We start from the raw sequence: 13,121 nt of genomic DNA on the forward strand, positions 1-13,121 counted from the left end.
CACCACACCAAGTCACCACTGTGGGGAGTCATTTCATGTACGACTACGACCTCCTGGTCGTCGGATCGGCCAACGCCGACCTCGTGATCGACGTCGAGCGGCGGCCGGGCGCCGGCGAGACGGTCCTCGGTTCCGACCTGGCCGTCCACCCCGGCGGCAAGGGCGCCAACCAGGCGGTCGCCGCCGCCCGCTTGGGGGCCCGTACGGTCCTGCTGGCCCGGGTCGGCGACGACGCGTACGGCAGGCTGCTGCTGGACTCGCAGCGGGCCGCCGGGGTCGACACGGTGGGTGTGCTGGTGGGCGGGGCGCCGACCGGGGTCGCGCTGATCACGGTGGACCCGTCCGGCGACAACAGCATCGTGGTGTCGCCGGGGGCCAACGGGAAGCTGTTCCCGGTCGACATCCAGGCCGCCGCCTGCCTCTTCCACGCCTCCCGCGTGGTCTCCGTACAGCTGGAGATCCCGCTGGAGACGGTCGTGGAGGTCGTACGGAGTCTGGCGCCCGACAGCCGGTTCGTGCTGAACCCGTCGCCGCCCCGGCCGCTGCCGTCCGAAGTCCTGGCCGCCTGCGACCCGTTGATCGTCAACGAGCACGAGGCGAAGGTGATCCTCGGGGACGCGTGTGTGAGCGAGCGGCCCGAGGACTGGGCGCGGATCCTGCTGGCGAAGGGGCCGCGTTCGGTGGTCGTGACACTGGGCGCGGAGGGCGCGCTGGTGGCCTCGCGGGAGGGGGTCACCCGGGTGCCGTCCGTGAAGGTGGACGCCGTGGACACGACGGGTGCGGGCGACGCGTTCACCGCGGCGCTGGCCTGGAAGCTGGGCACGGGCTCCGGCCTGGCGGAGGCGGCGGCGTACGCGGCCCGGGTCGGCGCGGCGGCCGTCACCAGGAAGGGTGCGCAGGAGTCCTTCCCGACGGCGGACGAGGTCGCCGCGCTGTGAAGAAGGCAGGGATTCTCAACCGTCATCTCTCCGGCGCGCTGGCCGAGTTGGGGCACGGGGACGGGGTGCTGGTGTGCGACGCCGGGATGCCGATCCCGTCCGGCCCCCGGGTGGTGGACCTGGCGTTCCGGGCCGGGGTGCCGTCGTTCGCGGAGGTGCTGGACGGGCTGCTGGCCGAGCTGGTCGTCGAGGGCGCGACGGCGGCCCGCGAGATCCGCGGTGCCAACCGGGCCGCCACCGCCCTCCTCGACGCCCGCTTCCCCGACCTCGACCTCGTCCCCCACGAGAAGCTCAAGGAGCTGTCGGCGGGTGCGCGGCTGATCGTACGGACGGGCGAGGCACGGCCGTACGCGAATGTGCTGCTGCGGTGCGGGGTGTTCTTCTAGGTCGCGTCCGCAGAGTCCCGTCGGGCCGGCGCGGCCCCGGACACATTCGAGGGGGCCTGGTCCGTCGACCAAGCCCCCTCGGCTATTCCCCTCCAACATCAGGACCCCTCAAGATCCCCCCAGATCCCCCTCCAAGAGTCCTGATGCCAAGTAGGACCCGCGGACTGCGGGGAGGGTTGTACGCCGTCTTGAGAATTTTTCAAAACCGCTTCCAGATGCCGACCGATCGGGGCAGACGTAGCGTTTCAGGCATGAGCGAAGACTCTGCTACGGCCTTCCAGGGCGAGGTCCTCGACGAGCTGGGCGACGCCAAGGTCCAGGAGATCGCGGGCCTGCTGGGGACGGACGAGGCGGGCGCCAGGGAGGTTGTCGGTACGACGGTCTCGGCGCTGTCCGGTGAGGCGGCGACCGTGGAGACGCCCCAGGAGGCTCCCCTCCAGGGCGTGGCCACACTGGGCGGTTTCGCGACCGGCGGGCTGATGGCCGGGGTGCTGGCCAAGGCGGCCAAGCCGGTGGCGAACGCGGTGGCCAAGAAGACGGGGCTGCCGCCGGCGACCGTCACACGGGTCGTCGAGATGCTGGTCCCGGTGGTGCTGGCGGTGCTGACGAAGCGGGCGGCGAAGAAGTAGGGCGGGCGGGTACGGCATACTCCTGACCTCCTGCCCCACCCCGGATCGAACGGGGTGGGGCAGGGCTCAGGGGTACCTCAGGGGTGTTTCGGCGCGGGGCGGCCGACGTCAGCGGACGGTGACCGAGACCGCCTTGGAGACGGTGGCGCCGTCCTTGACGCGCAGGACCGAGACGCCCTTCTTCTGGAACTTGTCGGTCAGCTTGTAGGCGCTGTGGTTGACCTTGGCGGTCACGGGGAGGGACTTCCAGGTCGCGCCCGACTTGACCTGGAGCGTCACCTTGGAGCCCTCCTTCAGACCGGCGGACTTGCCGGTGAAGGTCACCACGTCGCCGAGCTTCACGGTGGTGTGGTTGGCCTTGAGCGTGATGCTCGGCGCCGGGGCGGGCGCGGCGACGGCGGCGGTGGCGCCGACGGCGACGAGCGCGGCGGAAGCCAGGGAGACGGCGGCGATACGCACGTTCACAGATAACTCCTTGTTCGATTCCGAGAATTACTTCTCTTATGCGGCTCTCAGACTTCTCTCATGCAAGAGAAAGCCCGGCCCGCCGCGTTTCCGGGATTTCTCCCGGCCCCGCGGCGAGCACGATCCTATAGACACGACCTGGGGAGATACGGTTCCGGAAGGCTCCGAAAAAGGTGAATCGACAGCTCAGTCACAGGAATTGCCGCCAATACACACGTCGTGAACTGCATTTATTAAAGGGACCTGTGTGAAGGTGACTCTCACATTCGGCGCCGGACATGAAACTGCCCCGCAGGACGAATCTCCGATGCGGGGCAGAACACTCGGATCAGTGCGGATGCATCCGTACGACCCCGTCCGCGTCCGGGACCGTCCAGGTGAGGGCGTTCGTGCCGTCGTTCTCGTCGCCGGGGTAGGCGCCGAAGCAGACCTCCGACAGGTCGCCCAGGGTCTCCTCGAACTCGTCGAGTTCGCCCGCGCCCGCGATGAACTCCACCTCCAACCGCGGAGGGGCCGCCCCGAGGACGGCCACCACGCAGTCGTGGTCCCGGCGCGCGATGCGGAGGATCTCGGCGCGCACCGAGTCGTCGTAGCGATGGAAGGACAGACGGCCGTCGAAGTAGGCACTGACCTTGCTGCCGGGGAGGAACCCGGACACGATCCCGTCGTACTCGGCGGCCGTCCGGCAGGCGAACCAGTTCGTCCGGCCGGCCGCGCGGGCGACCCGTTCCAGGACGATCACGGGTTGGGCGGACGCCCGCGTCAGGGAGTCCCAACGCGCGTCCGCCCGTCCCAGCGGGCCCGGTGACGTGTTCGAGTCGCTCACGGACCTATGGGAGCACGTGCTCCACGAAGCGCGCAGCCGTCTCCGCCAGGACCTCGCGGCCGTCCCGTGCCCACAGGCCGTCGTTGAACAGCTCGACCTCGATGGGGCCGGTGTATCCGGCGGCCTCGACGTACGACTTCCACTCCCGCATGTCGATCGCGCCGTCGCCGATCTGGCCGCGGCCGTTGAGGACGCCCTCGGGCAACGGGGTGGTCCAGTCGGCGAGTTGGAAGGTGTGGATACGGCCGCCCGCGCCCGCCCGGGCGATCTGCGCCGGGGCCTGGTCGTCCCACCAGATGTGGTACGTGTCGACCGTGACGCCGACCTGCTGGGCGGGGAAGCGTTCGGCGAGGTCGAGGGCCTGGGTGAGCGTCGAGACCACACAGCGGTCGGAGGCGAACATGGGGTGCAGCGGCTCGATGGCCAGCCGTACGCCGCGCTCCTCGGCGTAGGGCCCCAACTCCCCCAGCGCGTCGGCGATCCGCTCCCGCGCGCCGTGCAGGTCCTTCGAGCCGGCCGGGAGGCCGCCGGACACGAGCACCAGGGTGTCCGTGCCGAGCGTGGCGGCCTCGTCGACCGCCTTGCGGTTGTCGTCCAGGGCGGCGGCCCGCTCGGCCGGGTCGAGTGCCGTGAAGAAGCCGCCCCTGCACAACGTTGTCACCGCGAGGCCCGCGTCGCGGACCAGCTTCGCGGTGGCGTCCAGGCCGTACGCCTGGACCGGCTCGCGCCACAGGCCCACGCCGGGGACGCCCAATTCCAGGCAGGCGTCCACCAGTTCGGGCATCGACAGCTGCTTCACCGTCATCTGGTTGATGGAGAAGCGGGACAGCTCCGGATTGCTCACTGGGTCACTCCGTACAGGGCGAGCAGGTTCTTCATCCGTTCCTCCGCGAGCTTCGGGTCGGGGAACAGGCCCAGGCCGTCGGCGAGTCGGTAGGCGCGGGCGAAGTGCGGGAGGGAGCGGGCCGACTGGAGGCCGCCGACCATCGTGAAGTGCGCCTGGTGGCCCGCCAGCCAGGCCAGGAACACCACGCCCGTCTTGTAGAAGCGGGTCGGGGTCTGGAAGAGGTGGCGGGACAACTCGACGGTGGGGTCGAGGAGTTCACGGAAGCCGGCCGTGTTCCCGGTGTCCAGGACACGCACCGCCTCCGCCGCCAGCGGGCCGAGCGGGTCGAAGATGCCGAGCAGGGCGTGGCTGAAGCCCTGGTCGTCGCCCGCGATCAGCTCGGGGTAGTTGAAGTCGTCGCCGGTGTAGCAGCGGACGCCCTGCGGCAGACGGCGCCGGATGTCGATCTCCCGCTGAGCCTCCAGGAGCGACACCTTGATGCCGTCCACCTTGTCGGGGTGGGCCGCGATGACTTCGAGGAACGTGTCGGTGGCCGCGTCCAGGTCGGACGAGCCCCAGTAGCCCTCCAGCGCCGGGTCGAACATCGGGCCCAGCCAGTGCAGGACGACGGGTTCGGTGGCCTGGCGGAGCAGATGGCCGTAGACCTCCAGGTAGTCCTCGGGACCCTTCGCCACGGCCGCGAGCGCCCGCGAGGCCATCAGGATGGCCTGCGCGCCCGACTCCTCGACGAGGGCCAACTGCTCCTCGTACGCGGCCTGTACGTCGGCCAGGGTGCCGCCGGTGATCTGGTCGGTGCCGACCCCGCAGGCGATCCGGCCGCCGACGGCCTTGGCCTCGGCGGAGCTTCGGCGGATCAGCTCGGCCGCGCCCGCCCAGTCCAGGCCCATGCCGCGCTGGGCGGTGTCCATCGCCTCGGCGACACCGAGGCCGTGGGACCAGAGGTGGCGGCGGAAGGCGAGGGTGGCGTCCCAGTCGACGGCGGCGGGCGAGTCGGGGCTCGTGTCGGCGAAGGGGTCCGCGACGACATGCGCCGCCGAGAACACCGTACGAGAGGTGAAGGGGGTGCCGGTGGTGACGGCGAGGGGTTCGGAGCGGGGCTCGTAGGCCTTCAAGGCCCCTGACGCGTCCGGGAGTTGGATGGTCACAGCGAGATCTCCGGGACGTCGAGACGGCGGCCCTCGGCGGACGACTTCAGGCCCAGCTCGGCGAGCTGGACGCCACGGGCGCCGGCCAGCAGGTCCCAGTGGTAGGGGGCGTCGGCGTAGACGTGGCGGAGGAACAGCTCCCACTGCGCCTTGAAGCCGTTGTCGAAGTCGGCGTTGTCGGGGACCTCCTGCCACTGGTCGCGGAAGACCTCGGTGGCGGGGATGTCGGGGTTCCAGACCGGCTTGGGGGTGGAACTGCGGTGCTGGGCACGGCAGTTGCGCAGGCCCGCGACCGCCGAGCCCTCCGTGCCGTCGACCTGGAACTCGACGAGCTCGTCACGGTTGACGCGGACGGCCCAGGAGGAGTTGATCTGGGCGATGGCACCGCTGTCGAGCTCGAAGATGCCGTAGGCGGCGTCGTCGGCGGTGGCGTCGTAGGGCTTGCCGTTCTCGTCCCAGCGCTGCGGGATGTGGGTGGTGGCGATGGCCTGGACGGACTTGACGCGGCCGAACAGCTCGTGGAGGACGTACTCCCAGTGCGGGAACATGTCGACGACGATGCCGCCGCCGTCCTCGGCGCGGTAGTTCCACGAGGGGCGCTGGGCGCTCTGCCAGTCGCCCTCGAAGACCCAGTAGCCGAACTCGCCCCGGATCGACAGGATCCGGCCGAAGAAGCCGCCGTCGATGAGCCGCTTGAGCTTGAGCAGGCCCGGCAGGAACAGCTTGTCCTGGACGACGCCGTGCTTGATGCCGGCGGCGTCGGCGAGGCGGGCCAGCTCCAGGGCGCCGTCGAGACCGGTCGCGGTCGGCTTCTCGGTGTAGATGTGCTTGCCCGCGGCGATCGCCTTCTTGAGCGCCTCCTCGCGGGCGGAGGTGACCTGGGCGTCGAAGTAGATCTCGACGGTCGGGTCGGCGAGCACCGCGTCGACGTCCGTGGAGACGTTCTCGGGGTCGAGCCCGTGCTGCTCGGCAAGCGCCTTCAGCGCGTGCTCACGGCGGCCGACGAGGATCGGTTCCGGCCACAGCACGGTTCCGTCGCCGAGGTCTAGACCACCCTGGTCCCGCAGTGCGAGGATCGAGCGGACGAGGTGCTGGCGGTAGCCCATGCGCCCGGTCACGCCGTTCATGGCGATACGCACCGTCTTGCGTGTCACGTGTTTCCCTTCGGCCTCGTACGTTTCCACGTACGTTCCAAGAATGCAGCAAGCGCTTTCTATATATGCAGAAGCTAGCCTTTGCACACAGGTCTGTACAAGACCGTGATGGGGTCGAGTTGTTCGAGGGGGCGAACGACAGGGGTGGATGGCCTTATCGTCTGCTCGGACGGGGGCTTCCTTTGAGCAGCCTATGTACAACGGCGTACGACAAGATGCGCGACCGAAGATGCGCGACCGGAGGACGAACGACATGACGGTGACCCTGGCGGACGTGGCGGCCCGCGCCCAGGTCTCCCCCGCGACGGTGTCGCGCGTACTGAACGGCAACTACCCGGTCGCGGCCACCACGCGCGAGCGTGTGCTGCGGGCGGTCGACGAGCTGGACTACGTCCTCAACGGTCCCGCGAGCGCGCTCGCGGCGGCCACCTCCGACCTGGTCGGCATCCTGGTCAACGACATCGCCGACCCCTTCTTCGGGATCATGGCGAGCGCGATCCAGTCCGAGATCGGGGGGCCCGGCGGGCGTGCGGGCGGGGAGCGGCTGGCTGTGGTGTGCAACACAGGGGGCTCCCCGGAGCGTGAGCTGACCTACCTGACCCTGCTCCAGCGGCAGCGGGCGGCTGCCGTCGTCCTGACCGGCGGCGCCATGGAGAACGCGCCGCACGCGGCCGCCGTCGCGGCGAAGCTGCGGAAGCTCGGGGAGGCCGGGACGCGAGTGGTGCTGTGCGGGCGCCCGCCGGCGCCGGACACCGGGGCGTTCGCGCTGACCTTCGACAACCGCGGGGGCGGGCGGGAGCTGACCGAGCACCTGATCGGGCTCGGGCATCGACGGCTGGGCTATATCGCCGGGCCGGAGGAACGGACGACCACCCGGCACCGGCTGGAGGGCCACCGCGAGGCGCTGGCCGCGCACGGCATCGCGGAGGACCCCCGCTGGACCGTGCACGGGCGCTACGACCGCCGGTCCGGCTACGAGGCGACCCTCGAACTCCTGCGCCGCGACCCGTCGTTGACGGCCGTGGTCGCGGCGAACGACTCCGTCGCGGTGGGCGCGTGCGCGGCCCTGCGCGAGTCCGGCCGCCGCATCCCGGACGACGTCTCGGTCGCCGGCTTCGACGATCTGCCGTTCAGCGTGGACGCGGTGCCTTCTCTTACGACGGTGCGGTTGCCGCTGTCGGAGGCGGGCGCGAGGGCCGGGCGGATCGCGATGGGGCGCGAGGAGCCGCCGCCGGGCGGGATCGCCACGGTTCGCGGGGAGTTGATGGTGCGGGGGTCTTCGGGGGTGCCTCGGAAGTAGCGCGGCCGATCGCATTGTCAGTGCCTCCCCCTATCGTCCGGCCATGGTCTTCCCACTGCCCGACGAACTGTCCCTGTCCTCCGGTCGCTTCGAGACCCGGGGGGAGGTGGAGGTCTGGTTCGCCGACGAACTGCCCGACGACATTGCGGAGTTGTGGCCGCGGCTGCTGGAGCGGGCCGAGGCCGGCGGGCTGTATCCGTTCATCTGCTGGCGGGACGACCCTTACCGGCCCGAGGACTTGAGCGAGGTCGACGCGGTCCGGCTCGACGCCGTGCTCGCGGCGGACTTCGACGAGTACCGGCGCCGACGGCTGCCGAGCTGGTCGAATCCGGTGTCGGACGAGGAGTGGGCGGCGAGCGTGCCGGAGGAGGTCCGGGAGTACGTCGCACCCTGGCCGCACGACCCGGGACCGCCCTTCGAGTCCTGGCCCGGGCTCGCGCCGGCCGAGCCGGCGAGCCGTACCGGACTGAGCCCCGCGGAGACCGCGGGGTGGGCCGTGGACCAGTTGCTCCGCACCGAGCCCTTCGTGGGCACCTGCCAGCTGGCGCTGGTGCCCGCCCGCCGTGGCGCCGACGTGCCGGCGATCGTCGGGTGGTCGGCCGGGGGTCCCCTTCCGCTGCTGTGCGCGCTGCTGCGGAGCTGGGAGGAACGGTTCGGGGCCCGGGTCCTGTCCGGGTTCGGGGGCGCCCTGACCGTGTCGGTCGCCCGACCGCCCCAGGACCTCGCGCAGGCCGAACGGCTCGCCCTGGAGCATGTGCTGACCACCGCCGACAACATCGTGGACGATCCGCCGACCCCGTTCCCGAAGTACGCGAACGAACTTCCGGGGCGGTATCTGTGGCGCCTCTGGTGGGACTAGCCCGTTGCCTTGCCCACCCCGGAGGACTACCGTCGGAACCGCAATACCTCTGACTGAGTCAACTACCCTGAGCGAGCACCGGGGACTGATCATGACCGTCCAGGACATCCGTGCCTTCAACCGCTTCTACACGAACGTCATCGGCGCCCTCGACTACAGCCGCCACCTCTACGCCCCCTTCACCCTCACCGAGTCCCGCGTCCTGTACGAACTCGCGCACTCCCCGCACACGGACGCGGCCGACCTCCGTTCCGAACTGTCCCTGGACGCCGGGTACTTGAGCCGGATCCTGAACCGGTTCGAGCAGGACGGGCTGATCGAGCGGGCGCCCTCGCGGCGGGATCCGCGGCGGCGGCAGATCACGCTCACCGCGCGCGGGCGGGAGACCGCCGACCTGCTGGCCGAGCGGGCGGACGAATCCGTCGGCGCGCTGCTCGCGACCGTGCCGGCCGCCGACCGGCCCCGGCTCTCCGAGGCGCTGCACACCGTACGCACCCTCCTGTCGGACGAGCCTCGACCCACCCGGCCCGAGGATGTCGTGCTGCGGGAGCCCGGGCCCGGTGACCTGGGGTGGATCGTGCAGCGCAACGCGGCGCTGTATGCCGCCGAGTACGACTTCAACGCCGACTACGAGGGGCTCGTGGCACGGATCGTCGCCGACTTCGCCGAAGACCACGACCCGCATCTGGAGCGGGTGTGGATCGCCGAGCTCGACGGGCGGCCGGTCGGGTGTGTGATGTGCGTGCGGGACGACGCCCCGGGGGCCGCGCGGCTGCGGCTGCTGCTCGTCGAGCCGGATGCCCGAGGGCTTCGCATCGGGGACCAACTGGTCTCCGCGGTGGTCGAGTTCGCGCGCGGTGTCGGTTACCGCGACCTCGTGCTGTGGACCAACGACATCCTCGGCGCCGCCCGCCGCATCTACCAGCGGCACGGTTTCGTCCTGGTCGCCGAGAAACCCCACCGCTCCTTCGGCCAGGACCTCGTCGGCCAGGACTGGCGCCTCGACCTGCACGGAACCGGAGAGTGACGAGTAGGGTCGTGACCATGAAGCTCGCCTTCTCCACCCTCGGTGTCCCCGGGCTCCCCGTGGCCGACGTGCTGCACCTCGCCGTCACCCACGGCTACCACGGCGTGGAACTGCGCGCACATCCGGAGGAGCCCGTGCACCCCGGCCTCGACGCCGCCCAACGGGCCGACGTGGCCGCCGAGTTCAAGGCCGCCGGGGTCGAAGTCCTGGGCCTCGCCGGGTACGCACGCGTGGCCGCACCGGGCGACGACGCCCCCGTACTCACGGAGATCCGCGAACTCCTGGAACTGGCCCGGGACTTGGGAGCTCCGTTCGTACGGGTGTTTCCCGGCGGCAGCAGTGAGCGGCCTCCCGAGGAAGCCGACGCGACCGCCGCGCGACGGCTCGGCACGGCGGCGGAGTGGGGCGCCGACCTCGGCGTACGGATCCTGCTGGAGACCCACGACTCGCACCGCACCGGCGCCGACGCACTCCGCGTGCTCGGCCCGGTCGGACACCGGCAGGTGGGCGCCCTGTGGGACGTCATGCACACCTGGCTGGGCGGCGAGCAGCCGGCGGAGACGCTCGCCGCACTGGGCCCGTACCTCGGATACGTCCAGGTCAAAGACATCGCGTCCCCCGACGACACCACCCCGCTCCCCCTCGGCGCGGGCGTCCTCCCCCTCGCCGAGTGCGTGGAACTCCTGACCCGCCACGACTGGGACGGCTGGCTGTGCTGGGAGTACGAGAAGCGCTGGTACGAGACCGCCGCCCCGCTGCCTGAACTGCTGGCCGCCGGTCAGCACCATCTGGCGCGGCTGCTCAACGACTCGGCGTAGGCTCGACCCGCGATTTCCAAGTTCATCGAGCCGTGAGCCGCGCCGTCCCGTCCAGGCACCACTCCAGTACCGCCGGCCAGGACCCGTACCCCGCGTCCAGGTCCAGGTGACCCGCGCCCGGGATGATCTCGGTGGGGATGCCGAGCGGGTCGCCGAAGATCGTGCGGGCGCCTTCCGGGCAGTACGGGTCGTCGTCGCCGGCGACCAGCCGGGTGGCTCCGGGGAGCGTCAACTCACCGGTGGGCGGCGCGAATTCGGCGATCTCGGGATGCTGTACGACGACGGACGCGGACGGCGGTGCGACGAGCAGTACCCGGTCCGCGTCACCGTCCCGGACCACCCCGCGGTCGACGGCGTGCAGCCACAGCAGGGCGGAGGCGCTGTGCGCGAGGACGACCCGCGGTCCGTCGATACCGTCGAGATGGCGGCGCAGCTCCCCGAGCCACACCTCCAGGTCGGGGTCGTCGACATCGGGCAGCTGGGGATATGTCACCTGGTGGCCGAGCGTGCGGAGCCGGTCGGCGAGCCAGTGCTGCCAGTGACCTTCGGGGCGGTGGTTCTGCCAGCCGTGCAGGATGAGACAGGCGGTCATGACGTGGACACCCTTTCCTCCAGCCGCACCCGGCACTCCGCCCACTCCTCCGCCGTGATCGAGTAGATCGCGGAGTCCCGCAGCCGGCCCTCCTCGCCGGGCGCCCAGGAGCGGGACCAGTTGCGCAGGACGCCCTCGAAGCGGGCGCCGACGCGCTGGATCGCGGCGCGGGAGCGGTCGTTGCGGGCGTCCGTCTTGAGGTCGACCCGGGAGACGTGCCACTCCTCGAAGGCGTGCCGGAACAGCAGGAGTTTGGCCTCCGTGTTGATGCCGGTGCCCTGCGCCGAACGCGCCAGCCAGGTGAACCCGACCTCGACGGCGTCGAGTTGATCGTCCGTCAGCCAGGACCGGGGCTCCCAGTAGGCCGTGGCGCCGACCGCCCGCCCGGTCGCCGTCGAGATCTGGGCGTACGGCGCGAGCATGCCCGTGGCCGCGCGGGCCAGCTGGGCATCGATGTACGCGCCGACCTGGTCCGCCCGAGGCACCCAGGTGAACGCGTACGACCCCCGGTCCTCCTCCGCCGCCACCGCCAGCTCGGCCGCGTGCCGGTGGTCGAGCGGCTCCAGCCGCACCAGCTCACCCGTCAGGACCGGTGCCTTCAGTTCGAACCCCACACTGATCCCCTCATGCCGGCAACTGCCCCCGCAGCGCGGCGAACGCCTCGTGGAAACCCGGGAAAGTCTTGCGTACGCACCCCGGGTCGTCGAACGAAATACCCGGCACCCGCAACCCGGTCACCGCGAAGGACATGACGACGCGATGGTCGCCGTAGGACTTGATCTCCGCGCCGACGGGAGCCTCCGCACCCGGCCGGATCTCGATCCAGTCGTCCCCCGTCGCCACCTCCACGCCCAGCCGCCGGAGGTTCTCCGCGCACGCCTCCAGGCGGTCGCACTCCTTGACGCGGGTGTTGCCGACGTCCTCGATGCGGACCGGTCCCGAGGCGAAGGGGGCGATGGCGGCCAGGGTCGGCATGGTGTCCGAGATGTCCCGCATGTTGACCGTGAGGCCGCGCAGTTCGCCGGTGCCGCGCACCCGGGTGCCGTGCGCGTCGGTCGTCACCTCCGCGCCCATGCGGCGCAGTACGTCGACGAAGCCCAGGTCGCCCTGGAGCGCGCCGGTGCCGAGTCCGGGGACGGTGACCTCGCCGCCGGTCACGGCCGCCGCCGCGAAGAAGTAGCTCGCGGTGGAGGCGTCGGGCTCGATGTCGTAGGTGGTCGCGGTGTAGCCGCCCGCCGGGACGACGTAGACCGTGCCCTCCCTGCGCACCTCCACCCCGAACGCCCGCATCATCGCGACGGTGATCTCGACGTACGGCGCGGAGACCAGGTCCGTGACCCTGATCCGCAGGCCCTTCCTGGTCAGCGGGCCGAGCAGGAGCAGGGCGGTGAGGTACTGCGAGGACTGGCCGGCGTCGAGCACCACCTCGCCGCCCTCGACACCGGACGCCTCGATGCGCAGCGGGTGGTGGCCCTCGGCCTCCTCGTGCCGCAGGTCCACGCCCAGGTCGCGGAGCGCCTTGCTCAAAGGACCCAGTGGACGCCTGCGCATCTGCGCGGACGCGTCGAAGCGGAAGCTGCCGCGGCCGGCCGCCGCCAGGGTGGGCAGGAAGCGGGCCGTGGTCGCGCCGTCCCGGCAGTACACGTCGGCCTCGGCGACCGCCGGCCCCTGCGGGCGGCCGTCGATCTGCCAGACGTCGGGGGTCCTGCCGACCCGGTAGCCGAGCCGGGTAAGGCCCTCCGCGAAGCCCTCGGTGTCGTCCGAGCGGAGCGGACGCCGGAGGGTGGTGACGCCGTCGGCCGCGGCGGCCAGGAAGAGCGCGCGGGCGGTGACGGACTTGGAACCGGGAATGTCGACTACGGTCATGCCCTCATGATCGGTCCGTGGCCGCCCGCCGCGCCGGGACGTCCACGGGATGGACGACCTCCGTTCGCCCACGCGTACCTGTGCGTGACCACATCCGTCCCGTTGTGCACGGGTTCACCAACTTCCGGGAATCGGCCCCCGGACGGGAACCCGGGCCCGTTCGACTCCGTCCAACCGGCATGCTGCCGGATGAGTCTCCGCGGTACGGCGTCGGCCTCGCTGCTGGCTGCGAACGCTGACCAACCCTCTCCTCCGTACCGCGGCCGGCA

The 13,121-nt window shown here is 71.2% G+C and carries 15 protein-coding genes; 7 read left to right on the forward strand and 8 right to left on the reverse strand.

The features are described 5' to 3' along the window. Positions 1–35: 35 nt before the first annotated feature. The 3 genes from SSP08S_RS01100 to SSP08S_RS01110 all read left to right on the forward strand — a co-directional run bounded on the left by SSP08S_RS01100 (position 36) and on the right by SSP08S_RS01110 (position 1,953). The gene (locus tag SSP08S_RS01100; protein WP_019065725.1) at positions 36–938 is read left to right on the forward strand and encodes a ribokinase; all 903 of its coding nucleotides are present in this window, start codon (positions 36–38) and stop codon (positions 936–938) included. Continuing rightward, positions 935–1,324 (forward strand): D-ribose pyranase, encoded by a 390-nt coding sequence (gene rbsD, locus SSP08S_RS01105; RefSeq protein ID WP_019065726.1) that lies wholly within the window; start codon positions 935–937, stop codon positions 1,322–1,324. The genes SSP08S_RS01100 and rbsD overlap by 4 nt, the downstream gene beginning before the upstream one ends. 251 nt (positions 1,325–1,575) lie before the next feature. After that, positions 1,576–1,953 (forward strand): DUF937 domain-containing protein, encoded by a 378-nt coding sequence (locus SSP08S_RS01110; protein ID WP_019065727.1) that lies wholly within the window; start codon positions 1,576–1,578, stop codon positions 1,951–1,953. Between the two features lie 108 nt (positions 1,954–2,061). Here SSP08S_RS01110 and SSP08S_RS01115 read toward each other — a convergent pair whose 3' ends face one another. The 5 genes from SSP08S_RS01115 to SSP08S_RS01135 form a co-directional block, all read right to left on the reverse strand. Further along, positions 2,062–2,418 carry a hypothetical protein gene (locus SSP08S_RS01115; protein ID WP_019065728.1) on the reverse strand — a complete coding sequence of 119 codons (357 nt, stop codon included), beginning with the start codon at positions 2,416–2,418 and terminating at the stop codon, positions 2,062–2,064. Positions 2,419–2,746: 328 nt separating this feature from the next. Then, on the reverse strand, positions 2,747–3,244 hold the full coding sequence (locus SSP08S_RS01120) for a hypothetical protein (protein WP_019065729.1): 498 nt from the start codon (positions 3,242–3,244) through the stop codon (positions 2,747–2,749). A gap of 4 nt (positions 3,245–3,248) precedes the next feature. Continuing rightward, positions 3,249–4,049 carry a sugar phosphate isomerase/epimerase family protein gene (locus SSP08S_RS01125; RefSeq protein WP_051105837.1) on the reverse strand — a complete coding sequence of 267 codons (801 nt, stop codon included), beginning with the start codon at positions 4,047–4,049 and terminating at the stop codon, positions 3,249–3,251. A 35-nt stretch (positions 4,050–4,084) separates the two neighbouring features. Further along, on the reverse strand, positions 4,085–5,236 hold the full coding sequence (locus SSP08S_RS01130; protein WP_019065731.1) for a dihydrodipicolinate synthase family protein: 1,152 nt from the start codon (positions 5,234–5,236) through the stop codon (positions 4,085–4,087). After that, positions 5,233–6,390, reverse strand: a complete 1,158-nt coding sequence (locus SSP08S_RS01135) for a Gfo/Idh/MocA family protein (protein ID WP_026178075.1) — start codon at positions 6,388–6,390, stop codon at positions 5,233–5,235. Before SSP08S_RS01135 ends, SSP08S_RS01130 begins: the two co-directional genes overlap by 4 nt. 253 nt (positions 6,391–6,643) lie before the next feature. Between SSP08S_RS01135 and SSP08S_RS01140 the strand changes: the two genes are divergently transcribed. From SSP08S_RS01140 to SSP08S_RS01155, 4 genes are all read left to right on the forward strand, one after another. Next, on the forward strand, positions 6,644–7,690 hold the full coding sequence (locus tag SSP08S_RS01140; RefSeq protein WP_019065733.1) for a LacI family DNA-binding transcriptional regulator: 1,047 nt from the start codon (positions 6,644–6,646) through the stop codon (positions 7,688–7,690). Between the two features lie 43 nt (positions 7,691–7,733). Then, positions 7,734–8,549, forward strand: coding sequence for a DUF4253 domain-containing protein (locus SSP08S_RS58930; protein ID WP_019065734.1), 816 nt, complete (start codon positions 7,734–7,736; stop codon positions 8,547–8,549). A 91-nt stretch (positions 8,550–8,640) separates the two neighbouring features. Next, complete coding sequence (locus tag SSP08S_RS01150; RefSeq protein ID WP_019065735.1) at positions 8,641–9,576, forward strand: bifunctional helix-turn-helix transcriptional regulator/GNAT family N-acetyltransferase; 936 nt, start codon at positions 8,641–8,643, stop codon at positions 9,574–9,576. A gap of 17 nt (positions 9,577–9,593) precedes the next feature. Next, the gene (locus SSP08S_RS01155) at positions 9,594–10,394 is read left to right on the forward strand and encodes a sugar phosphate isomerase/epimerase family protein (protein ID WP_026178076.1); all 801 of its coding nucleotides are present in this window, start codon (positions 9,594–9,596) and stop codon (positions 10,392–10,394) included. A 22-nt stretch (positions 10,395–10,416) separates the two neighbouring features. On the opposite strand, the gene SSP08S_RS01160 is transcribed toward SSP08S_RS01155, so the two are convergent. Genes SSP08S_RS01160 through aroA form a run of 3 tightly spaced genes read right to left on the reverse strand, consistent with a single transcriptional unit; the run spans position 10,417 to position 12,852 of the window. Beyond that, positions 10,417–10,986, reverse strand: a complete 570-nt coding sequence (locus SSP08S_RS01160; protein ID WP_019065737.1) for an RBBP9/YdeN family alpha/beta hydrolase — start codon at positions 10,984–10,986, stop codon at positions 10,417–10,419. Beyond that, positions 10,983–11,600: a GNAT family N-acetyltransferase gene (locus SSP08S_RS01165; RefSeq protein ID WP_019065738.1), complete on the reverse strand. Its 618-nt coding sequence runs from the start codon at positions 11,598–11,600 to the stop codon at positions 10,983–10,985. The genes SSP08S_RS01160 and SSP08S_RS01165 overlap by 4 nt, the downstream gene beginning before the upstream one ends. A 10-nt stretch (positions 11,601–11,610) precedes the next feature. Next, positions 11,611–12,852 carry a 3-phosphoshikimate 1-carboxyvinyltransferase gene (gene aroA, locus SSP08S_RS01170; RefSeq protein WP_019065739.1) on the reverse strand — a complete coding sequence of 414 codons (1,242 nt, stop codon included), beginning with the start codon at positions 12,850–12,852 and terminating at the stop codon, positions 11,611–11,613. Positions 12,853–13,121: the final 269 nt, after the last annotated feature.

Origin of the sequence: Streptomyces hokutonensis, assembly GCF_000376565.1 — a bacterium.
Classification (GTDB): domain Bacteria; phylum Actinomycetota; class Actinomycetes; order Streptomycetales; family Streptomycetaceae; genus Streptomyces; species Streptomyces hokutonensis.

What these genes read in the sequence shown, in the direction of transcription:
- SSP08S_RS01100 (WP_019065725.1), top strand. Translation starts at nt 36, where the DNA reads ATGTACGACTACGACCTCCTGGTCGTCGGATCGGCCAACGCCGACCTC.
- SSP08S_RS01110 (WP_019065727.1), top strand. Translation starts at nt 1,576, where the DNA reads ATGAGCGAAGACTCTGCTACGGCCTTCCAGGGCGAGGTCCTCGACGAG.
- SSP08S_RS01125 (WP_051105837.1), bottom strand. Translation starts at nt 4,049, where the DNA reads ATGACGGTGAAGCAGCTGTCGATGCCCGAACTGGTGGACGCCTGCCTG.
- SSP08S_RS01140 (WP_019065733.1), top strand. Translation starts at nt 6,644, where the DNA reads ATGACGGTGACCCTGGCGGACGTGGCGGCCCGCGCCCAGGTCTCCCCC.
- SSP08S_RS58930 (WP_019065734.1), top strand. Translation starts at nt 7,734, where the DNA reads ATGGTCTTCCCACTGCCCGACGAACTGTCCCTGTCCTCCGGTCGCTTC.
- SSP08S_RS01150 (WP_019065735.1), top strand. Translation starts at nt 8,641, where the DNA reads ATGACCGTCCAGGACATCCGTGCCTTCAACCGCTTCTACACGAACGTC.
- SSP08S_RS01155 (WP_026178076.1), top strand. Translation starts at nt 9,594, where the DNA reads ATGAAGCTCGCCTTCTCCACCCTCGGTGTCCCCGGGCTCCCCGTGGCC.
- SSP08S_RS01160 (WP_019065737.1), bottom strand. Translation starts at nt 10,986, where the DNA reads ATGACCGCCTGTCTCATCCTGCACGGCTGGCAGAACCACCGCCCCGAA.
- aroA (WP_019065739.1), bottom strand. Translation starts at nt 12,852, where the DNA reads ATGACCGTAGTCGACATTCCCGGTTCCAAGTCCGTCACCGCCCGCGCG.